Here is a 21,548-nt window from a genome sequence, read left to right as displayed (position 1 = left end):
TGTTATTGGTTTATTAGCTTTCCCCCTGTGCGGGGGGGCACCTACTTTTCTTTGCCTGCTGCAAAGAAAAGTAGGCAAAAGAAAGCAGCTCACACCGCTAATTCTTAAGTGGGTCCCCTGGCTCGGAAGAGGCAGTGGTGCATCTGGAATCTGTGCCCCCGTACCCTCAACCCGAAGTGACAAGGCAGTCATACTTCCCGCCTCGCGCTCCGCGCTCGCCGGAACGGCTTGGCTTGAAAACCCGTGGCTTGGTTTGAGGTGGATGGGGGCCGTCGGCTTTGCCTCGGCGGAATGCCCCACCACCCATTTTTCGGCGGATGTCTGTGCGTGAGGCCAAGCGCGTGCGGCCAAAAGGCGCGTCGCGTCGAGACGACCGAATGAAGTGAGCAGAGGCGTTGAAGAGAGCAATTGCGCCTCCCTTCGTGCAAAGACGCTGGCCGCTGGAGTGCAAGCGTCAGAAACACCCCGTATTTTTCGTGATGTACCGCACGGCGCGCGCAGCGCCGCCGGAACGGATGACTGCCTTGTCACGAGAGTGGAGTGTGCGGGGGCACCGATTCCAGATGTGCCACTACGGTTAACTGTGCGGGGGACCCGCTTAGCATTAGCGGTTTGAGCCGCTTTCTTTTGCCTACTTTTCTTTGCGGCTGCAAAGAAAAGTAGGTGCCTGCCCCGCACAGGGGCGACGCTAATAGACCAATAAGAAAACAAGGAAAGGCCAACGCCGAAAGAGCGCAGACAAAGAAAAGAACGCCGAGCAAGCAAAAACCCAAAGAAAAACCACAACCACACACGCCCAAACACAGAGCGTCGCGGAGACAAAAAACCCCCAAAACCCTCTGACCATCGCGGAGACAAAAACGAGAACCTCATATTCATTCTCCGACGAGAAAAACCCGCGTAACAGGCCGCGCCAACGACTTAGCCCCAACACTCACTTCCAGCCCAGTCACCGACCGCGGCAGCGGCGCATTCCCCAACTGGGGCACCTTCAAATTATTATCGTTCTCCGTGATAGCACTCTGCACATCCTTCATCTGCGTGGTCCAGCCAAGCTTCGGCACGTAAAGACGCGCAGAAATAGCACCAACTCCACCCATCAAAGGCACCGCCGTCCAGCCCTCTCCTTCACCACCGCGCAGCGCACGCCGCAACTCGCCCACATTCCCCAACGGCGGCGACGCATACCGGACCACGCGCCCCTCGGACACGCGATACCTCACCACCTGCAAACGCGGCGCCGTCCCCGGCAACAGCGTCTCCCGCACGATCTGCAGCACATTGCCCGAAACCGACACCGCCGCCTGTCCGGATTCATCATCCGATGCGGCCTGCCGCACGTCGATCCGCATCTGGTCGAACAGCTGCGCAAAGACGCGCTCGTCTTCCATCGCGTTCGTAATCGTCTGCCGGCCACGAATGATCTGATCGAGCCCGCGCCACGACAGCACGGCAATCACCGCCATAATCGCGATCGCGACGAGCAACTCGATCAGCGTGAAACCACGCGCGCCCGATCGGCCAGGGCGCTTAGAGCGAACGGTTGTTTTCATTCGCGACCACCGTCACCATCTGGGCAAGATTGCCGGAACGCCCAGGCGTCGTCACCATCACTTCCACTCGACGAAACACCGGATTCGGCGTCGCCGTCACATGCTCGGTACAGATCAGCTCCAGATTGCCCTGCGAACAGTCGAAGCTCGTCGAGCCGACGTTCGGCCAGCCATGCGTCAAACGCAATTGCGCCAGCGTGTTGTCCGCACTCCAACCCGCGAGCAGGCGACGATGCAAATCAGCCTCGCCATTCGCAAGACTCCCCACCGCGCGCAACGATGCCGCCAACGCAATCGCGATGATCGCGAGCGCCACCAGCACTTCGATCATCGTAAAACCGCGCTGCGCGCTGTGGACCATCTCGCGCGCACCCATGTCCCTGCAACGACGCATCTCAGTGCACCTCATAGCGGCCATTGCCGGTGCCGACGATCGTCGCGCGCCCCGCCGCCGAAAACAGCGTGATCTGCACCGGCACGTCGATCGCTTCGGTGCCGAACACGACACGGCTCGGGTGCGAATCCGAGCCGGGGTAATCGATCGCTACGCCGGTCACGCCACCTTCCCAGTTGCGCGGCCCGAGCAGATCGTCACGCAACGGACGCCAGCCGTCTTCCGTACGCTGATCGAAGCGGAAGCCGCCGTCGAGCGGTTGCCAGGCGATCGGCCGCGCGCGCACCTGCGCTTCGTCGCCGGCCGACTCGAACAGCAGCGCGAGACGCTGCGCTTCTTCGTTCAGATCGGTGCGCGGGTTGCGAGTCATCGTCAGCGCGGTCAGCGATACCAGAATGCCCGCGATCACCAGCACCACCATCATTTCGAGCAGCGTGAAACCCGCTGCACGCTTCGGGCCGCCTGCGCGTAAATCACGTGGGCCAAGCGGACCGCGTAAGCCACGCTGATCGCGCATATGCGCGCCGGCGCACGCCATGCCCGGCAACGGCGCCGTACACGGAGTGTCCACACGGGACTTGCAAGCGGACAATCGCATAGTGCCGGCCACGAACGATCAACTACAGATCAGAAAAACAATGAGTCGATAAGACGCGCAGCAGATCGCCAGAAAAGCAGGGCGATCCGGCACGCATAAAAATCAACGGCGCTTACTGTCGGCTGAATTGCCGGACTACTGCCACGAACCCACGTCGGCGTCGTTGCCTTCGCCGCCCGCTTTACCGTCCGCGCCATAGCTGAACACGTCGATTTCGCCATGCACGCCCGGGTTCAGATACTGATAGCTATTGCCCCACGGATCGTTCGGCAGACGTTCGAGGTAGCCGCCGTCCTTCCAGTTGTTCGGCACCGGGTCCGTGCTCGGCTTTTCGATCAGCGCGCGCAGACCTTGCTCCTGAGTCGGATAACGGCCGTTGTCGAGACGGTAGAGTTTCAGCGCCTGCATCACGGTGCCGATGTCCTGCTTGGCGGCCACGCGCCGCGCTTCGTCCGGACGGCTCATGATTTTCGGCACGATCAATGCGGCCAGAATGCCCAGAATCGCGATCACGACCATAATTTCAATCAGCGTGAAACCGCGTTGACGACGGCTGCGCGGACCCGCGATTTCAGGACGGCGAATGGTCGACAGTTGCATAGCTTGCTACCTCTTCTCAGGTGAATTTTTTTGATCGGGCGGGATTTGCGTGTCAGGCAATCAGGCTGCCATTGAACACACCCGGCCGGTCATTTTAATGTCATGTAGTTGAAGGGTTGCGAGAAAACACCGGACCTGGTGCAAAGCACCAGGTTAGTGCCCATCCCCCAACGTAAGTTTCACAATAGTCCGTACAATATGAGCATGAACGCCATCCAAATCCGACTTCTGTCGCTCGCGCTGTTCGCCGTGTTTTGCGCCACGCTGACCTACTGGGTCATCACGATCTCCACGACGTCGGGCGCACCGTTGCCCGCGGCCGCCGCGCATACGCAGGTCTCGACCGACCAGGCCACCACGCTGTTCGGCGGCCAGCTCACCCGCAGCGCCAACCAGGACGTGCATCTGTTCGGCATACTCGCTTTGCGTGAAGGCGCCGCGGCCATCGTCAGCGTGGGTGGCGAACCGCCGCATGCGGTGTCGCTCGGCAGCACGCTCATGCAAGGCGCCAAACTCTCCGAAGTCCGCGCCCGCTCGATCATCATCGACCGCAATGGCGCGCATTCCGAAGTATTCCTGCCGGCTAATGCCGCAGGCCCTACGATCTACGTCCGCTGAAGCGTCCTGCTTCGGATCGCTTCAGCTGATTGCGCGGCCGCCGTACTCGCCGCCTGAGTAAGCAATCGGCATCACTACCGGCACAACAACCGGCATAGCCGAATCGGCCACCCAACTTCAAACTCGCCCCGGTCACTGCACCAGGTTGTTCAACTCGATGATCGGCAGCATCACCGCCAGCACGATCACGAGCACCACGCCCCCCATCGCCAGAATCAGCAACGGCTCGAGCAGGCTCGTCAGGAACATCGTGCGACGCTCCAGTTCGCGTGCTTCGCCGTCGGCCGCGCGGTCGAGCATGGTCGTCACGTCGCCGGTCGCTTCGCCCGAACGGATCAGGTGAACCAGCACCGGCGGAAATGTCTTCGTATTGCCAAGCGCGCGCGATAAGGACGTGCCTTCGCGCACACGCACGATCGCATCGTCGATGTTCTCGCGCATCGCGACGTTGCTGAGCGTTTCGGCTGCGGCTTGCAGCGCGCGCAGGATCGGCACGCCCGCGGCCGTCAGAATGCCGAGCGTGCTGGCAAAGCGCACCGTGTTGTAGCCGCGCACGAGTTTGCCGAGCAGCGGGGCGGTCAATAGCCACCGGTCGAACGCAAGGCGCGGACCGGGCTGCTTCAGGATCGAGCGCACCAGATACGCCAGCACGGCCACGCCGATCAGCATCGCCCACCACCAGTGCCGCACGAAACCGGACAGCGCCATCATCATGATGGTAAGAAACGGCAGTTGCTGTTTGGTGCTGGCGAACACGTTGACCACTTGCGGCACGACGTAGCTCAGCAGAAACGTGACGATGCCGAAGGCGATAAGGGTCACGATCGCCGGATACGTGAACGCGAGCACGATCTTCTGCTTGAGCGCGTTGCGTTGCTCGATGTAGTCGGCCAGACGCGAGAGCACGAGGCCGAGCTTGCCGGTATGTTCGCCGGCAGCCACCAGCGCCCGATAGATCTCGGGGAAGTCTTTCGGATGCTGCGTCAGTGCATTCGCGAGGGAATGGCCGCCGAGCACTTCGGCGCGAATCGACGCCATCAGCTCGCGGATGTAGTCGCGCTCCGATTGCTCGGTCAACACCGAGAGCGCTTCGTCGAGCGGCAAGCCGGCGATCAGCAGGCTGGCCAGTTGACGCGTGAGAATCGCCTGCTCGCGTTGCGACAACCGCCGTCCTAGCGACAGGCGTTGATTGCGCTCGCCACGCGTGCGCGTCGCTGCCGGTTCGACGACGAGCGGCGTCAGTCCTTGCGAACGCAGATTGGTCCGCGCGCCGCGCGCGCTGTCCGCATCGAGCACGCCTTTTTGCGCTTTGCCCGCTGCATCGATCGCTTCAAAACGAAATGCCGGCATGCGCTTATGCTCCGCCCGTCACACGGATCACTTCTTCGAGCGACGTCAGCCCGGAGGCGAGCCAGCGGTCCGAGTCTTCGCGCAGCGTACGCATACCTTGCGCACGGCCCGAAATGAGAATTTCCGCATCGGACGCATTGCGGTGAACCAGGGTGCGAATGTCGTCATCCATCAGCAGCAATTCGTAGACACCGCGCCGTCCCGCATAACCCGACTGTCCGCACTTGTCGCAGCCGACCGGATGCCAGCGCACGCTGCCGTCTTCTTCGACGCGTTCTTCGCGGCACACCGGGCACAGACGCCGCACCAGCCGTTGCGCCAGCACGCCGAGCAGCGACGACGCCAGCAGATACGGCTCGACGCCCATGTCGGTCAAACGTGTCACTGCGGATGCCGCGTCGTTCGTGTGCAGCGTCGCCAGCACAAGGTGACCTGTCAGCGACGCTTGCACCGCGATCTGCGCGGTTTCCAGGTCGCGGATTTCACCGATCATGATGACGTCCGGATCCTGCCGCAGAATCGAGCGCAGCGCTCGCGCGAAGGTCATGCCGATCCGCTCGTTGACCTGCGTCTGGCCGATGCCGGACAGGTCGTATTCGATCGGGTCTTCGACCGTCATGATGTTAGTGGTCGCGGTCTCGAGCCGCGACATCGACGCATACAGCGTGGTCGTCTTGCCCGAGCCGGTCGGGCCGGTCACCAGCACGATCCCGTGCGGCTTGCCGATCAGCTTGTCGAACCTGACGAGTGTGTCGGGCGCCATGCCGAGCGCTTCGAGATTCAGGCGCGAGGCGTCCTTTTCCAGCAGACGCAGTACCGCGCGTTCGCCGTGACCGGTCGGCAACGTTGAGACGCGCACATCGACCGGTCGTCCACCGACACGCAGCGTGATACGGCCATCTTGCGGCAGACGCTTCTCGGCGATATCGAGCTGCGCCATGATCTTGATCCGCGAGATCAGCGCGCCGTGCAACGCTTTCTTCGGCCGCACGACATCGCGCAAGGTGCCGTCGACGCGAAAGCGCACCACCGACGAAGTCTCGAACGGCTCGATATGAATATCCGAAGCCTGCTCGCGTGCGGCTTGCGTGAGCAGCGCGTTGATCATGCGGATGATCGGCGCGTCGTCTTCCGACTCGAGCAGATCCTCGACCTCGGGGATGTCCTGCATCAAACGCGACAGATCGACTTCGCCTTCCACCTCGCCAACCACCTGCGCCGCGCTGCCGTCCTGGCGCGCGTAGGCCTGGTTAATCGCCTGGGCCAGTTCGTCGGCGGGCACACGCACAATGGACAATGCGCCAAAGTTACGCGCGACTTCGGCAAGCGCCGCGTCACTGGTGCGCTCGCTGATCCAGACTTCGAGGCTGTCGGCGTGCTGATGCGCGACCAGAATCTGACCGCTGCGAGCAAAACCGTAGGGCACGAGGCGCGCGGCAACGCCTGACGGCGCGATACGTTCGGCATGCTCCGCCACGATCGCAGTCTGAATGGCCGAGGAGGGCGCCGCAGCTTGCGTCGATGCACCGGCTCGCGCTGCTGCCGACGACGCAGAAGCTGACGGCGGCGTGGACGGCGTGCTCACGGCTGCACTCCGGGCGAAGCGGTGGAAGGCGTCACCGTTACCGGGTTCGTCTGCACCGCGGCGCCATTCGTGGCGGGGTACGTCTGCTGCACGGTTCCACCATTGTTCATGACCGGATTCGTCGTCACAGCGCCGCCATTCGTGACCGGCGCCGGCGCCGAAACTGGCGGCGGCGTTAGCTGCTGACGACGCATCTTGTCGAGATCGAACAGATTCATCGCGGGCGAACCGCCCTGGCTCGGACCGATCGGCATCGGCGGAACCACCGGATCGTCCTTGTCCTTGATCAGATTATTGTCCGACTTGTAGGCACCCTGCACGCCCTGGATGTAATCGTAGCGGTTCGACGTCACCGCCTGCGCGGTAGCGCGGTCGGTGATGATCACGGGGCGCAGGAACACCATCAGGTTGGTCTTGTTGCGGGTCTTCTGTTCCGAGCGGAACAGCTGGCCGATCCACGGAATATCGCCCAGCAACGGCACCTTGCTGTTGCTGACCTGATAGTTGTCCTGCATCAGGCCACCCAGCACGATGATCTCGCCGTTATCGGCAAGCACCGTCGACTGGATCGAACGCTTCGTGAACTCCGGACCGGCCGGGTTAGTCGTCGCGTTGGTCGTGCCGTTCACGATCGCCGAGTCTTCCGTGTAGAGCTGCAGCTTGAGAATCCCGCCGTCGGTGATCTGCGGCTTGACGTGCAGCGTCAGACCGACGTCGACACGGTCGTAAGTATTGAACGCAGACGTCGCGGTCGCGCTCGTGAGGTTCGAATACGAACCGGTCTGAATCGGCACGTTCGTACCGACAACGATCTTGGCTTCCTCGTTGTCGAGCGTGATGAGGTTAGGTGTCGACAGCACGTTTGCGTCGGCGGTCTGCGACAGCGCCTGCAGCAGCGCGCCGAGTCCCTGCACACCGAAAATGTTGTGAATCCAGCCGATGTTGAGGCCCTGCTGGAGCCCGCCGGTCGCGTTTCCGAGCGCCCCGGCGAGGCCGCCGGTGGTCGCGCCTGCCGCGGCAGCCGCCGTCAGATTGACAATGCTGTTGCTGTTGCCCGTGGACAGGTTGGTGCCGGCATACAGCGAATTGTTCGCGACCTGCCACTGAATGCCGAGATTGGCATTCGTGTTCGAGTTCAACTCGACGATCAGTGCCTCGATATAAACCTGCGCGCGCCGCGCATCGAGCTGGTCGATCACCGCCCGCAGGTTGCGGTACACCGGTTCGGCCGCGGTGATGATCAGCGAGTTGGTCGCGGAGTCCGCCTGGATCATGCCGCCCGGCTGATTGTCGTCGCTCTTGTCCTTGTCGCCGCCTAGCAGTCCGGCGGAACCGGCACCGCCGCTCGATCCGTATCCCCCCCCGCTACCGCCCATCGGCGACGACGAGGAGCTGCTGTTGAGTCCGCCCGACGGCAGCGGCGGCGTACCCGACGTGCCTGTCGAATTGCTGCCCAACCCGCCACCGCCGCCGTTCTGGTTGAACGAATTCGCTTCATTCGAGCCGCCCGACGAACCGCTGTCTCCGCCTTTGCCAAGCATCCCGCGCAAGGTCTTCGCGAGCTTCGTCGCATCCGCGTTGCGCAGCGCCACGACGTGCATGTTGCCAGGCATCGTGGTCGGCGTATCAAGTTCCTTTGCCAGTTGCTTCGCCGCCGCGAGACGGCCGCCGTTCGACGCACGGATCAGCAGGGAGTTGGTGCGCGGGTCCGCCGTGATCGACACCTTCAGCGTGGCGTCGGTGCTGCCGATCGCGCCGGGGTCGAGCATCTTGGTCAACTGTGTGGCGATGTCGATCGCGTTGGCGTTCTTCAACTGCACGACCGACACCGACTGGCCCGCCGCCGTATCGACACCCGCGATGATCTGAGCGATACGCCGCACGTTGTCGGCGTAATCGGTCACGACAATCGTGTTGTTGGCCGGATAAGCCGCCACGGTGTTGTTCGGCGAGATCAGCGGACGCAAGACCGGCAGCAGGTTATTGGCCGATTCGTTCTTCAGCACGAACACCTGCGTGACCACCTGATCGCCTCGCGCCACCGGTGCATTGCCGACGTAGGTCGGCACGCCTTGCAGCTTGGCGTCGGCCTCGGGTACGACCTTCAGCACGCCGTGATCCTGAACCAGCGCGAAACCCTGCATCCGCAAAGCGGATTGCAAGGTCTTGAGCGCCTGGTCCTCAGGCACCGCATTTTCCGAAACGAGGTTCAGCTGACCCTTCACACGCGGATCGACGATGATCGTTTTACCGGTCGCTGCGCCAATCGCCTTGGCCACCTGGTCGATATCGGCGTTCACGAAATTGAGTGTCACCTGTGCCTGTGCTGTCTGCGCGGTGATCAATCCAGCCACCAGCAGCGCCGTTGCGACGCGACGCAATGCCATACGATTTCTTCTCATGGAATGTGGGATCGATGCCAACAGCCGTAGCCGTCGACGGTCATGCCGTGCGAACATTTGAGCAGGCCGCCGCCCTGTCGGTCTGCCAGCCGGCGTCACAGGCGATCAGCGACCCGGATGCCGGACATCCAATGTCCGAAAAAAATGAACAGTAACAGTTTTTCATGTCGGATTTGTCACAAAACAAACGGCCCTGTGTGATTACTCTAAAGACCGTCTCGAATCGTCAATCAATTGAAAGCAAATGAGCTTCAGTGCGCCAAACCGCAGAAGCCCTTCGTTTTACGCTTGATTATGTCGGTTAGCCAACTTGACGCGTCTAGGTGTGCCGGTATGATACGAGCCGTTCGAGGTGCTGGTTGTGACTTGCCGACGCGGGTTTTCCCCGATGTCCAACGAAGGCCCAGCCAGTGAGCCTCAGCGGCTGAAATATGGTCCGCGCATTACCTTACCGAACCTTACCTTTGCAATTTGTTTAGTCATCTTGAGTGATGAAACAACGTCTCGTCACCGTCGCCGCAGGACTTGCCTTGCTGATCGCAGCAGGGTCCGCGCGCGCCGATTGTTTTGACGCGGCTGCGGGGTATCAGAAGGTCAACCCCTTGATTCTGCGTGCAATTGCCTGGCAGGAATCACACAATCGGCCGGACGCGCTGCATAAGAACGCCAACGGTTCGACCGACTACGGCGTGATGCAGATCAACTCGATTCATCTGCCGACGCTCGCCCAGTACGGCATCTCGCAAGGCACGCTGATGGAGCCTTGCAAGAACGTCTATATCGCGGCGTGGCATCTGCGGCGCCAGATGAACAAATACGGCAATACCTGGCAGGCAGTCGGCGCATATCATTCCGAGACGCCGGCCCTGCGCGACAAGTACGCGCAGCAGATCGCCGCGATCCTGCGCAAGTGGAACCTGATGCCGGCCGGACAGTGAGCGGTAGCGGTTTTTGATCCGGCCCGTCACGCGGCCGTCCCCCGTTTGATGCACAATGCGGCTTCGTGCTGCCGTCGCTGTCCGGCCATCTTCCGGTCCCGGAGTCATGCAACCCCAAGCCCGGCACGCCTTCCAATCCTCTTGTCTTTCCGTACTGCGATGAACCAGCCGCTATTGCCAGTCACCGTGCTCTCCGGTTTTCTGGGCGCCGGCAAGACCACGCTCCTGAACCACATCCTCGCGAATCGCGCCGATTTGCGCGTCGCCGTGATCGTCAACGATCTGGCCGCCGTCAATATCGATGCAACGCTCGTGCGTGACGCCGCCGCGCTTTCGCATGTCGAAGAACAGCTCGTCGAGCTGTCGAACGGTTGCATCTGCTGCACGTTGCGTGACGACTTGCTGGTCGAGATCAAGCGGCTCGCGGGCGAAAAGCGCTTCGATGCGATCCTGATCGAGTCGACCGGCGTGGCCGAGCCCATGCCGATTGCCGAAACCTTTACCTTCGTCGATGAGGACGGCGTGTCGCTGTCCGATGTCGCCCAGCTCGACACGATGGTGACGGTGGTCGATGCGTTCAACTTCCTGCGCGACTATGGGTCGGCCGACGCGCTCTCCGAACGGGGCATTGCCGCGACCGAGGAGGACGACCGGACGCTGGTCGAGTTGCTGATCGAGCAGATTGAATTCTGCGACGTACTGGTGGTGAACAAGGCCGATCTGGTGAGCGCGGATGAGCTCACGCGTTTGCAGCGCATCCTTGCGCGTATCAATCCGCGCGCCGTGCAGGTGGTGAGCCGTTTCGGCGAAGTGCCGCTTGGCGAAGTGCTGAACACCGGGCGCTTCGATTTCGACGAGGCATCGAGCGCACCGGGCTGGCTGGCGTCGCTTAATGACGAACACGAGCATGAGCACGGTCATGAACACGGCCATGCTCATCACGGTGAAGCGGACGAATTCGGCATCGGCAATTTCATTTACCGCGCGCGCCGGCCGTTTCACCCGGAGCGCCTGTGGGCACTGCTGCATGAAGAGTGGAAGGGCGTGTTGCGCAGCAAGGGCTTCTTCTGGCTGGCCACGCGTAACGACATCGCCGGTTCGCTGTCGCAGGCGGGTGGCGCTTGCCGGCATGGTCCGGCGGGCATGTGGTGGGCCGCTCAGGATCGCAGCGAATGGCCGGATGGCGATGACGAGCTGGCCGCCGAAATTGCCGCCGACTGGTACGGCGATCCGGACGACCTGAGCATCGGCGATCGTCGCCAGGAATTGGTGATGATTGGCGTCGGCATCGACCCGGCTGTCTGGAAAGCGAAGTTCGACGCGTGCCTCGTGACCGACGAGGAATACGCGGCGGGCCCGCAAGCGTGGCAACAATTCGCCGATCCGTTCCCCACATGGGACTTCGACGAAGACGATCATGACCATGATCACGACCACGACCACGACGGCCATGGTCACGGCGAAATCGTGCATCGCCACGACTAGGCCGCTTTTGCTCCTGGTGCTGTTTGTTTGGCCGCGGCGCTTGTTACGGTTGCGGCCAAAACAAAAAATCGCAGGCGAAAAAAAACCCGCCATGGGCGGGTGTCAACTGCCAGGCAGTAATCTGCTTAGCGCTTGTTGACTGCATCCTTGAATGCCTTACCAGCCGTGAACTTGACGGTCTTGGCGGCCGGGATCTTGATAGTCTCGCCGGTCTTGGGGTTACGACCCGTACGTGCTGCGCGCTTGCCCGAACCGAAGCTGCCGAAGCCGATCAGCTGGACCGCGTCACCCTTCGACACGGACTTCTTGATCACTTCAAGCAACGTGTCCAGCGTCTCACCGGTTTGAGCCTTGCTGGCGCCGGTCTGTCCTGCGACGGCGTCGATCAGTTCCTGTTTGTTCATTAAGGTTCCTTTCTGAGTTTAGGTTGACACGAACAGCGCGAACGCGCCGATTATCCGTGCGCGGGCCACGCCGTCGAGCAGCTGCAATCCGGATCCCCTCCGGACAATAGCGCCGGGCGATTTGACTACCCGTCGGCCGTGCTGCCGCTCCCTTCGCGGCGCTTGCTATGATAGCGCAGCGCAAACCCAATCAGGATAAGGGTTTCGAAGAATTTAAGCGGTTTCGGGGCCGAGATTGAGGGGAAACCCTTCTTTTTTCGCTTCGCGAGCCTCAATTGGAGGCTCAAACCCAGTATGGACGGGGCTCAGCGTTGGTTTTTGCCAACGTTGAAGCGCGTCTTTTTCGCCGTCCGGCGAGCTGCGCGCGCTGGCGGTAACGTCTGATCCGCTCTTTCGAGCGTCATTTTCCGCCGCGCATGACCGATCCGCTGATCCCCGCCGTCCTCGCGTTTCGCGACAACGGCACGCCTTTTTCGCCGCTCTACAACGACATCTATCACAGTGCTGTCGGCAGTCTCGAGCAGGCTCAATACGTCTTCCTGCGCGGCAACGCGCTACCGGACCGATGGCAGGGCCGTCGCATTTTCACGGTGCTTGAAACCGGCTTCGGCATGGGCATCAACTTCCTGATGACCTGGGCTGCCTGGCGTGACGATCCGGCGCGCTGCGAGCGGTTGCACTTCGTCTCGACCGAGAAACATCCTTTTACTCAGGCCGATTTGCAAAGCGTATATGCCGCGACGATTTCCGATCCGGCGATAGCCGCGCTCGCGCAAACAGTGGCCGGCGCATGGCCGATGCTCGTGCCCGGCACCCATCGGCTGGAGTTCGAAGACGGGCGGGTCGTCCTGACGCTCGTGTTCGGCGACGCCGGGGAGACCTTGCCGAACCTGCGGCTGCGCGCCGACGCGTTCTATCTCGACGGCTTCGCGCCGGCCAAAAACCCCGAGATCTGGACGCCGGCGATCTTCAAGTCGATCGCTCGCATGGCGGGTGAGGGCGCCACATTCTCTACATACACCAGCGCCGGCGACATCAAGCGCGCGTTGACGCAATGTGGTTTCGAGTATCGGAAAGTCGACGGCTTCGGCTGGAAACGGGCGATGCTGGTCGGCCGCTTCGCGCCGCGCTGGCGCGTGCGCCGCTATGAGCCGCCAGCGCCGCTCGAAGTCGACGAACGGCACGCCATTGTGATCGGCGCCGGGCTTGCCGGCTGCGCCGTGATCGAGCGCCTGGCTGCACGGGGCTGGCGTGTCACCTCGCTGGAGCGCCATGCTTCAGTGGCGCAAGACGCCTCGGGCAATCCGGCCGGCGTGTTCCACCCAATGATTTCGCGCGACGACAGCGTCGCGTCGCGCGTCACGCGTGCGGGCTTTCTCTACACGCTGAGGCGCTGGGCCGCGCTCGAACGGCTTGGCCACCCTGTATTGCGCGGCGCTCCCGGCCTATTGCAGATTGCCGCGGACGATGATGAAGCACGCTCGATGAGCGAGGCAATCGCGGCGTTCGGTTATCCGTCTGAATACGTGACGCCCGTATCGCAGAGCGAAGCACAAGCCCTTGCCGGCATGCCGCTTTCCCGAAGCGGCTGGCTCTTTCCACACGGCGGCTGGATCGATCCGGCATCCCTTTGCGCCGCGCAGTGCGCGGCGGCAGGCGATCGGCTCGAACGCCGCTTCGGCGTGAACGTGGCGCGCCTTGAGCGATCGGGCAATCAATGGACCGTCTTCGATGCAGAAGGACAGGCTATCGCGCGCGCGCCGGTGGTTATTGTCGCAAGCGCACACGAGGCCGCGCGCATCGCCGGTTTGCAGCACGCGCCAACCCGCAGTATCCGTGGCCAGTTGACTTTGCTACCGCCGGGCACTGTCCCGCCGCTTGCGATGCCGGTAATCGGCGAAGGCTACGCAGTCCCATTAGCCGACGGTGTCACGCTCACCGGTGCGACTTACGAACTCGACGACCCCGACACCGCACTGCGGCCGGATGGCCATCTGGAAAACCTCGAACGTGTCGCGCAGATGCTGCCGGCCTTCGACGGCATCGTCGATCCGGCACGGACAGCGGCGCTCGCTGGGCGCGTTGCGTTTCGCTGCGTCACGAGCGACCGCATGCCGATGATCGGCAACATCGCCGACGAAGCCGCCTCGACGCGCGACGCCGAGCGTCTGCGTGGCGCATGGCCGCTCGATCTGCCGCGCGTCGATGGCTTGTACAGCGCGTTCGCCTATGGATCCCGCGGTCTGGTATGGGCGGCGTTAGGCGCCGAGTTGATCGCCTCGCAAATCGAAGGTGAGCCATGGCCGCTCGAACGGGAGTTGGCCGAAGACATCGATCCTGCCCGCTTCCTCTTGCGCGCATTGCGCCAGGGCACAGTGCGTTAACCGCACGCACTGAACATTTGCGACGAGAAAAGTTATCCACCGAATCTTGTGGATAACCGCGCCGTTTACCGGCGCAACTCATGTGGAACCGTTGTGGACGTAAACGGGGTAACTCGGCGACCGTCGAAAATCGCGAAAAGTTACCCTTGTATACCCGCCGCTCCCGCACACGCTGTGCATCCTGTTATACGAGCGGCAACCCGATGAATCGATTCGGTAAACCAAGGTTATCCACAGAAAACGAGGCACCTTGTTAACTGTTACTACGTATACATACGGTAAACCTGTAAACAGAAGAACCCTCTCGAGATCGAGCGCAATCGTCGAGTCGAAACCGCTCGCAATCGAGGAAAAAACACTGCCGGCGCCGCTCCGAAAAACATATCTGCAACGTTGAACCTGTACGCTAAGGGCGCCAGACTATCTTCTCAAACGGTCGCTTTTTCCTCATCTCTAGTAGATAACGCACGTTTTTACCGTTTTGCCTGCATGTTCCTGTCTTTTCGGTCAAGTCTGAAAAAGCTATGGCACAATCGCCGTTCTTTTCCGCGTCGTGCCTCGCCTCTGGCGGCACACGCAGCAATGGAACGGTGCCGCTCAATCAGAATCTGATTCAAAGTCGACGGCGTTCTTTCACCGTGTCGTGCCGGATGCTGCGGCCGCACCCCGGAATGCGCCGCGCTCCCTGCGGCTGCGGCGCATTCAGATCATCCGATCGTTGAAAACTCGCAACGCTGGTCACGCGAAACGATCGCGACAGTGAGCGCCTCATGCGCCCACCCGCTCGCCGGTATGTGCGCCGGTTCGTGTCGTCTGCCGTTGCTGCAAAGGAGAACCCATCACGATGAAATCGGCGTTTTCATTTTTTCCAGCCTGGCCACTGATACCCGACGCCATTTTTTGGGCTGGTCTCGCATTGCTCGTCGCGGGTCTATGCGGGGAACTTTGCTATCGCGCATGGCGTTTGCCGCGCATCTCCGGGTATGCGGTCATCGGCCTGATAGCAGGCGCCGCCGGTTCCGGCGTGATCGACGCGGATTCCGCCAGCGCTGCACGCCCGTTGCTCGACGTGGCGCTCGGTTTGTTGTTATTCGAACTTGGCAGCCGACTCGATCTGCGCTGGATTCGCCGCAATCCCTGGCTGATTCTGTCGAGCGTCGCCGAAGCCACGCTGACGTTCGCGCTGGTTTTGCCGGTTTTGTTGTTCCTGAAAGTGCCGCTGATGGTGGCGACCGTGCTTGCCGCGATTGCCATGGCGACCTCGCCGGCAATGGTGATCCAGCTCAAAACCGAGTTGCGCGCGGAAGGTCAGGTCACCCAACGTTTGCTGACTCTTACCGCGTTGAACAGCATGTATGCGGTGGTGATCGAAAAGCTGGTATCGAGCTGGTTGCACCAGGAGGTCTACGGCAACGTATACGCCACGATTCTGCAGCCGCTGTATCTGCTGGTCGGCTCGCTCGTGCTGGCCTATCTGCTGGCGCGCACGTGCACGTTTTTTTATCGCCGCCTGAATATGCAGGATGAGCATTCGTTCGTCGCGCTGTTCGGCCTCGTGCTGCTGGCGATTGCGGTGGCGCATCTGTTCAAGCTGTCCACCATTCTTGCCTTGCTGGCCGCGGGCATCATCGTGAAGAATCTTGAAGCGCGTCCGCAGTTGTGGCCGGAACATTTCGGCACGGCCGGCTGGTTGTTGACCGTGATTCTGTTCGTGCTGACGCTGACTTCGTTCGAATGGAAAGACATCGCGCTCGGCGGTGTGGCGGCGTTGGGTCTGATTGTTGCTCGTCTGGCGGCGAAACTGGTCGGCGTGCTGGCCTTCGCCAAACCGAGCGGCTTGAACTGGAAGCAGGGGATGGCGCTAGGTTTGTCGTTATCGCCCATGTCGGCGCTCGCTTACCTCCTCGTCGACGATACGTACAACCTCTATCCGAATTTCGACCCGCAACTGCGGGCGATCGTGATGTGCTCGATTTTCGTGCTGCAGATTCTCGGGCCGTGGCTCGTGTATCGCAGCCTTGCGCTGGTGGGTGAACGGCGCGAAGAGTAAGCGCACGCCGCTTCTCAATGCGGCACGCGCTTTATCCAACTTATTCGCTTCAAAAACGGCCGGGCATGTGACAAATGCCCGGCCGACCTGACTCAGGGGACGCCATGTCACTCGAACCCTTCATCGATTCGAAACCGTTCACTTTCGGTGTCGAACTCGAGATGCAGATCGTCAATACGCACGACTATGATCTGACCAAAGCCGGCTCGGATCTGATGCGCCTCATCAAGGATGAAAAAATCCCCGGCAACATTACGCCGGAAATCACCGAAAGCATGATCGAGTTGTCGACCGGTATCTGCACGACGCATGAACAGGCCGTCACCGATTTACGCAAGATTCGCGACACGCTGGTTTCCGCCGCCGACCACCTGAACGTCGGCTTGTGCGGTGGCGGTACGCACGCGTTCCAGCAATGGAGCGAACGGCAGATCGTCGATACGCCACGCTTTCAGTATCTTTCCGAGCTGTACGGCTATCTTGCCAAGCAATTTACGGTGTTCGGACAGCACGTGCACATCGGCTGTCCGAATCCGAACAGCGCGCTGTATCTGCTGCATTCCATGTCGCGCTTCATTCCGCATTTCATCGCCTTGTCCGCTTCATCGCCGTTTGTGCAGGGTGTCGATACCGGTTTTCATTCGGCACGACTGAATTCCGTGTTCGCGTTTCCGCTGTCGGGCCGCGCGCCGTTTGTGTTGACGTGGGACAGCTTCGAAGAATATTTCTCGAAGATGGTCCACACAGGCGTGGTCAACAGCATGAAGGATTTCTACTGGGACATCCGGCCGAAACCCGGTTTCGGCACGATCGAAGTACGTGTGATGGATACGCCGATGTCGGTGGATCGCGCCGCGGCGATCGCCTGCTACATCCAGACGCTTGCACGGCATCTGCTGCTCGATAAGCCGATCACGCCGAAAGAAGACGATTACCTCGTCTACACGTTTAACCGTTTCGAGGCTTGCCGGTTCGGTCTGGCCGGCAACTGCATCAATCCGCAAACGAGCGAACGCAAAACGATTTCCGAAGATATCCTCGAAACGCTGGATCTGATTGCGCCGCACGCCGAAGCATTGGGCTCGGGCAACGCGCTCGCTGAAATCGGCACGATTGCGCGCGGTCAGGTCAATGATGCGACGTGGCTGCGTGGCGTATTCGAGCGGGAAAAGTCCTTGCACGAAGCCGTAAGGCAGCAATGCCTGCAGTGGCGGGCCTAGCCGGATACAGGATTGCTTACGTCAAACGGTAAGGAAGACCCGCCTCGTGCGGGTTTTTTTTCATAAATAATTTCCAGTTCGCAGGGCTTCAGGTTTTTCTAAAGTTTACGTATACAAACGTAGTAGTAGTTAACAAGCATTGCATCTGCCTGTGGACAACTGAATAATTCCCTGAAAAGTCAAAGTCCTACGTAAACTATAACTAGACTGGTCGGAGGTGCATCGGCACTGGGAAACGAGGACAACTTATGTAAGGCGGGAGCGGTCAAATTGCTTATCAAGAATCGACACACATGCCATCCCCTGTGTTTTCCCATGGTTATCCACAGCTTGTGTTGGATAACTTAGCTGTACGATTCTCCGCTCTCGCATAGAATGTCGTTTGCACCGCTTCGGCTTGCAAGGCGGTAAATTTTTGAGATAGTAGATTCCGTCTCGTCTGCTTCTGGGCGAGGCTACCCCACACAGGCTACGGGCGTGTTCGGCAGCGGTTCACCGGCATCGCACGCAAGCTTTAATAAACCAAACGAAGATTATGAGCGAAGGCGTATACGGAGAACAGGCATCCGGGCGAGTGACCCACAGCCTATTGCGATTGAGCACGGCCATGCGGAGCCAGGCTTGGGAATGGGCGGAAGGCGCAGGCCTTACGCCGACCCAGGGCGAAATCCTGGTCTTGCTGATGCAGCGCAAAGGCCCGATGCGTCTCGGCGAAATTGCCCGTGAAACGGCCCTGACCGCCGCGACCACCAGCGATGCCGTGAGCACGCTCGAGACCAAAGGTCTGGTCGAAAAACGCCGCGCCCTCGACGATGGCCGTGCCCTCGCCGTCCGTCTGACGGCGCGTGGCCGAACCGCCGCGAAGCGCGCTGCGCAATGGCCGGACTTTCTGGCCAAGGCTGTCGGCACGTTGCGCGACGAAGAACAGGCGTTGTTCTATCGCACGTTGCTCAAGACCGTCCACCAGTTGGAAGCGCAAGGCACGATTCCGCCGCACCGCATGTGCCTGAGCTGCACGCATTTCGAGCCGAGCAAGAATCCGAAGAAGACGCCGCACCACTGCGGGCTGCTCGGCATGAACATGTCGGACACGGATTTGCGTCTCGATTGCTCGGTGTACGAAGCGGCCGACGTCGCCACCCAGAAGAAGACCTGGAAGATCTTCGCCCAATAAGGCGGCATCTCCAGGGACAATCCGCTACACTGCCATGCCGTGTTCCGGCGGGCGGCGATCGCCGTCTGCCGGCCGGTTCGCGCCGTGTAGCGGCAAGTCTTTAGTCAACCTGAAGGTGGGGCAGGCTGATGAATCACGAAGTTCTGGCCATTCGCCATGTGCACTTCGAGGATCTGGGCAGTCTTGAACTGGAACTCGGTGCACGGAGTCGCCCGGTGCGCTATCTCGATGTCGGCTTTGCCCGGATCGACGCGCCGGACCCGGTTGCTGCGTCGCTGATGGTCGTGCTCGGCGGCCCGATCAGTGCAACCGACGACGCGCTTTATCCGACGCTCGTCCCGTTGCTCTCCATGATCGAAAAGCGGATCGCCGCCGGTTTGCCGACGCTCGGCATCTGCCTCGGTGCGCAATTGATCGCCCGTGCACTTGGTGCGCGTGTTTATCCCGCAGGCCATACCGAACTCGGCTGGACCCCGCTTACGCTTACCGATGCGGGCCGTGCTTCGCCGGTGCGTCATCTGGACGGCGCGCATACGTCGATGCTGCATTGGCACGGCGACACCTTCGATCTGCCCGACAGCGCCACCCGTCTCGCTTCGACCCCGGCGTGCGAAAACCAGGCGTTCGCCTGGGGTGGTCATGTGCTGGGTCTGCAATGTCATCCGGAGATTCGCGCTGATCGTTTCGAACCCTGGCTGATCGGCAATGCCGGCGAGATTGCCGGCCACGGTATCGATGCGCGCCAGCTGCGGGCCGAGACCGCGCAATTCGGTCCGACGCTGGAAGTCGCCGCGCGCCGGATGTTCGGCGAGTGGCTCGATCAGGTCGAGCCGAAACCCTGATCTGCGCGCGCCTGCAGACAATCACCCGCGGTGCTATGCTCGTTCGCTCTCGGGTTTCTACTGGGCGTAATCCATGAGCGCGCTTTTTTCCCCGCTCACGCTGCGTAGCGTGACGCTTCCCAATCGTATCGTTGTGTCCCCGATGTGCCAGTATTCCGCCGAACGTGGCGAGGCTACCGCATGGCACATGATCCATCTCGGCAGTCTCGCGTTATCCGGCGCCGGCATGTTGTGTATCGAGGCGACCGCGGTCGAGCCGGACGGACGCATCACGCCCGGCGATCTTGGACTGTGGGACGACGCCACCGAAGCCGCGCTTGTGCCGGTGCTGGCTGCGATTCGCAAGCATTCGCACATTCGTGTGACGATGCAGTTGGCGCATGCAGGACGCAAGGCGTCGAGCCACACGCCTTGGGAAGGCGGTCAGCTGATTCCGGTTTCACAAGGCGGCTGGCTGCCGCATGCGCCGTCGGCGTTGCCGCATAAAGCAGGTGAAGAGCCGCCTTTGGCCCTGGATACACCTGCATTGAACCGGATTCGAGAAGCCTTCGCCGCTTCCGCACGTCGCGCCGCGCGCCTTGGTCTCGATGCACTGGAAGTGCACGCCGCGCACGGCTATCTGCTGCATCAATTCCTGTCGCCGATTGCCAACCAACGCAGCGACGACTACGGCGGTTCGCTCGAAAACCGCATGCGCTTTCCGCTCGAAATATTCGACATCGTGCGCGCGGCGTTTCCCGCCGACAAACCGGTTGGCGTGCGTGTCTCGGCAACCGACTGGGTTGAAGGCGGCTGGACGCTCGAGGACACGATCACGTTCGCGCTGGAGTTGAAAAAGCGCGGCTGCGACTGGATCGACGTGTCGTCCGGTGGCGTCTCCCCATTGCAGAGAATTCCGCTTGAGCCGGGCTATCAGATTCCGTTCGCGAAGGCTGTCAAACAGGCAACGGGCCTCGTGACGATCGGCGTGGGCCTGATTACCGATCCGCTGCATGCCGAGCAGCTTATCGAAGCGGGCGATGCCGATCTGATCGCACTGGCCCGCGCGTTGTTGTACAACCCGCGTTGGCCGTGGCACGCCGCGGCGCAACTCGGCGCGACCGTCGAAGCGCCGCCGCAGTACTGGCGCTCGCAACCGCGCGAGCAAAAGGCACTGTTCGGCGAGATTTCGTTCGGACAACGCTGAACTTGCCGGCAGGTCCTGTGCGTATACGTCTTTTTGACGGTTGAACGAAGACGTATTGAGCGTGTAGGATGCCGGATGTGGCGCATGAGCGTCGCAAGTCGACGCGGCGCTCGCAAGGCGCCGCGTTTGCTATCCGCGTCAGAAAAAGCAGCGCGTTACACGCGGGCATTTCTGGCGGCTGCCGGATCTTCACCCCTAGTTCTTCACAAGGATTCATTCAATGAGTTCACGCAGGATCGCCGTGCGCCGTTCGGGTGTGCACGGCAAAGGCGTGTTTGCCATCGAGCCGATTGCGGCAGGCGAGCGGCTGATCGAATACAAGGGTGAGCGGATCTCCTGGAAAGAAGCGTTGCGCCGTCATCCGCATAATCCGGACGAACCGAATCACACGTTCTATTTTGCGCTCGATAGCGGCAAGGTGATCGACGGCAAAGTGGACGGCAACAGCGCGCGCTGGATCAACCATTCATGCGCGCCGAACTGCGAAGCCGAAGAGATCGACGGGCACGTGTATGTGCACGCGCTGCGTGACATCGCCGAAGGTGAGGAAGTCTTTTACGACTATGGCCTCGTCATCGACGAGCGCCAGACCAGGAAGCTCAAGAAGGAATACGAATGCCGTTGCGGCGCGCGCAAGTGCCGCGGCACGATGCTGGCTCCGCCGGAGAAAGAGAAGGGCGCTTCCAGATCAGACAAGACGGTGAAGAAGGCGAAAAAAGCGAAAAAGAAATGAAGCAGGCTGCCTGAGTTGAGCGTAAGCGAACT

Annotated in this window: 19 protein-coding genes; 11 read left to right on the top strand and 8 right to left on the bottom strand. The window is 61.2% G+C overall.

Annotation, left to right across the window (positions count from 1 at the left end; all coding sequences use genetic code 11):
* Window positions 1-875 precede the first annotated feature (875 nt).
* The 4 genes from ACOSV0_RS20210 to gspG form a co-directional block, all read right to left on the bottom strand.
* Entirely contained in the window at window positions 876-1,553 is a 678-nt protein-coding gene (locus tag ACOSV0_RS20210; RefSeq protein WP_434107891.1) for a prepilin-type N-terminal cleavage/methylation domain-containing protein, read from the bottom strand.
* On the bottom strand, window positions 1,531-1,947 hold the full coding sequence (gene gspI, locus ACOSV0_RS20205) for a type II secretion system minor pseudopilin GspI (RefSeq protein ID WP_434107890.1): 417 nt from the start codon (window positions 1,945-1,947) through the stop codon (window positions 1,531-1,533). Before gspI ends, ACOSV0_RS20210 begins: the two co-directional genes overlap by 23 nt.
* 1 nt (window position 1,948) lies before the next feature.
* Window positions 1,949-2,545 (bottom strand): GspH/FimT family pseudopilin, encoded by a 597-nt coding sequence (locus ACOSV0_RS20200; protein WP_434107889.1) that lies wholly within the window; start codon window positions 2,543-2,545, stop codon window positions 1,949-1,951.
* Between the two features lie 135 nt (window positions 2,546-2,680).
* Entirely contained in the window at window positions 2,681-3,145 is a 465-nt protein-coding gene (gene gspG, locus ACOSV0_RS20195; RefSeq protein WP_434107888.1) for a type II secretion system major pseudopilin GspG, read from the bottom strand.
* Between the two features lie 204 nt (window positions 3,146-3,349).
* Between gspG and ACOSV0_RS20190 the strand changes: the two genes are divergently transcribed.
* Complete coding sequence (locus tag ACOSV0_RS20190) at window positions 3,350-3,763, top strand: type II secretion system protein N (protein WP_434107887.1); 414 nt, start codon at window positions 3,350-3,352, stop codon at window positions 3,761-3,763.
* 132 nt (window positions 3,764-3,895) lie between these two features.
* On the opposite strand, the gene gspF is transcribed toward ACOSV0_RS20190, so the two are convergent.
* Genes gspF through gspD form a run of 3 tightly spaced genes read right to left on the bottom strand, consistent with a single transcriptional unit; the run spans window position 3,896 to window position 9,085 of the window.
* A complete protein-coding gene (gene gspF / locus ACOSV0_RS20185) occupies window positions 3,896-5,113 on the bottom strand; it encodes a type II secretion system inner membrane protein GspF (protein ID WP_434107886.1) in 1,218 nt (405 codons plus the stop codon).
* A 4-nt stretch (window positions 5,114-5,117) separates the two neighbouring features.
* Complete coding sequence (gene gspE / locus ACOSV0_RS20180; RefSeq protein WP_434107885.1) at window positions 5,118-6,698, bottom strand: type II secretion system ATPase GspE; 1,581 nt, start codon at window positions 6,696-6,698, stop codon at window positions 5,118-5,120.
* Complete coding sequence (gene gspD / locus ACOSV0_RS20175) at window positions 6,695-9,085, bottom strand: type II secretion system secretin GspD (protein WP_434107884.1); 2,391 nt, start codon at window positions 9,083-9,085, stop codon at window positions 6,695-6,697. Before gspD ends, gspE begins: the two co-directional genes overlap by 4 nt.
* Between gspD and ACOSV0_RS20170 the strand changes: the two genes are divergently transcribed.
* The 3 genes from ACOSV0_RS20170 to ACOSV0_RS20160 all read left to right on the top strand — a co-directional run bounded on the left by ACOSV0_RS20170 (window position 9,079) and on the right by ACOSV0_RS20160 (window position 11,523).
* Window positions 9,079-9,255: a hypothetical protein gene (locus tag ACOSV0_RS20170; RefSeq protein WP_434107882.1), complete on the top strand. Its 177-nt coding sequence runs from the start codon at window positions 9,079-9,081 to the stop codon at window positions 9,253-9,255. The two genes, gspD and ACOSV0_RS20170, sit on opposite strands and share 7 nt — an antisense overlap.
* Window positions 9,256-9,591: 336 nt before the next feature.
* Window positions 9,592-10,038 carry a lytic transglycosylase domain-containing protein gene (locus ACOSV0_RS20165; RefSeq protein ID WP_434107881.1) on the top strand — a complete coding sequence of 149 codons (447 nt, stop codon included), beginning with the start codon at window positions 9,592-9,594 and terminating at the stop codon, window positions 10,036-10,038.
* A 159-nt stretch (window positions 10,039-10,197) separates the two neighbouring features.
* A complete protein-coding gene (locus ACOSV0_RS20160) occupies window positions 10,198-11,523 on the top strand; it encodes a GTP-binding protein (protein ID WP_434107880.1) in 1,326 nt (441 codons plus the stop codon).
* Window positions 11,524-11,648: 125 nt separating this feature from the next.
* Here the strand turns inward: ACOSV0_RS20160 and ACOSV0_RS20155 are convergent, their stop codons facing one another.
* The gene (locus ACOSV0_RS20155; RefSeq protein ID WP_006050811.1) at window positions 11,649-11,927 is read right to left on the bottom strand and encodes an HU family DNA-binding protein; all 279 of its coding nucleotides are present in this window, start codon (window positions 11,925-11,927) and stop codon (window positions 11,649-11,651) included.
* Window positions 11,928-12,343: 416 nt separating this feature from the next.
* Between ACOSV0_RS20155 and mnmC the strand changes: the two genes are divergently transcribed.
* The 7 genes from mnmC to ACOSV0_RS20120 all read left to right on the top strand — a co-directional run bounded on the left by mnmC (window position 12,344) and on the right by ACOSV0_RS20120 (window position 21,516).
* Window positions 12,344-14,311, top strand: a complete 1,968-nt coding sequence (mnmC, locus tag ACOSV0_RS20150) for a bifunctional tRNA (5-methylaminomethyl-2-thiouridine)(34)-methyltransferase MnmD/FAD-dependent 5-carboxymethylaminomethyl-2-thiouridine(34) oxidoreductase MnmC (protein WP_434107879.1) — start codon at window positions 12,344-12,346, stop codon at window positions 14,309-14,311.
* 844 nt (window positions 14,312-15,155) lie between these two features.
* Entirely contained in the window at window positions 15,156-16,361 is a 1,206-nt protein-coding gene (locus tag ACOSV0_RS20145; RefSeq protein WP_434107878.1) for a cation:proton antiporter, read from the top strand.
* A gap of 104 nt (window positions 16,362-16,465) precedes the next feature.
* On the top strand, window positions 16,466-17,581 hold the full coding sequence (locus tag ACOSV0_RS20140) for a YbdK family carboxylate-amine ligase (protein ID WP_434107877.1): 1,116 nt from the start codon (window positions 16,466-16,468) through the stop codon (window positions 17,579-17,581).
* Window positions 17,582-18,116: 535 nt separating this feature from the next.
* Window positions 18,117-18,755 (top strand): MarR family winged helix-turn-helix transcriptional regulator, encoded by a 639-nt coding sequence (locus tag ACOSV0_RS20135; RefSeq protein WP_434107876.1) that lies wholly within the window; start codon window positions 18,117-18,119, stop codon window positions 18,753-18,755.
* A 128-nt stretch (window positions 18,756-18,883) separates the two neighbouring features.
* Window positions 18,884-19,597 carry a glutamine amidotransferase gene (locus ACOSV0_RS20130; RefSeq protein ID WP_434107874.1) on the top strand — a complete coding sequence of 238 codons (714 nt, stop codon included), beginning with the start codon at window positions 18,884-18,886 and terminating at the stop codon, window positions 19,595-19,597.
* Window positions 19,598-19,670: 73 nt separating this feature from the next.
* Complete coding sequence (locus ACOSV0_RS20125) at window positions 19,671-20,783, top strand: NADH:flavin oxidoreductase/NADH oxidase (RefSeq protein ID WP_434107873.1); 1,113 nt, start codon at window positions 19,671-19,673, stop codon at window positions 20,781-20,783.
* Window positions 20,784-21,003: 220 nt separating this feature from the next.
* Entirely contained in the window at window positions 21,004-21,516 is a 513-nt protein-coding gene (locus tag ACOSV0_RS20120; protein WP_434107872.1) for an SET domain-containing protein, read from the top strand.
* Window positions 21,517-21,548: the final 32 nt, after the last annotated feature.

This window comes from Paraburkholderia caffeinilytica, from assembly GCF_051027425.1.
In the GTDB taxonomy this organism is placed as follows: Bacteria; Pseudomonadota; Gammaproteobacteria; order Burkholderiales; family Burkholderiaceae; genus Paraburkholderia; species Paraburkholderia caffeinilytica_A.
This window is presented reverse-complemented; position numbering and strand designations above follow the sequence as displayed.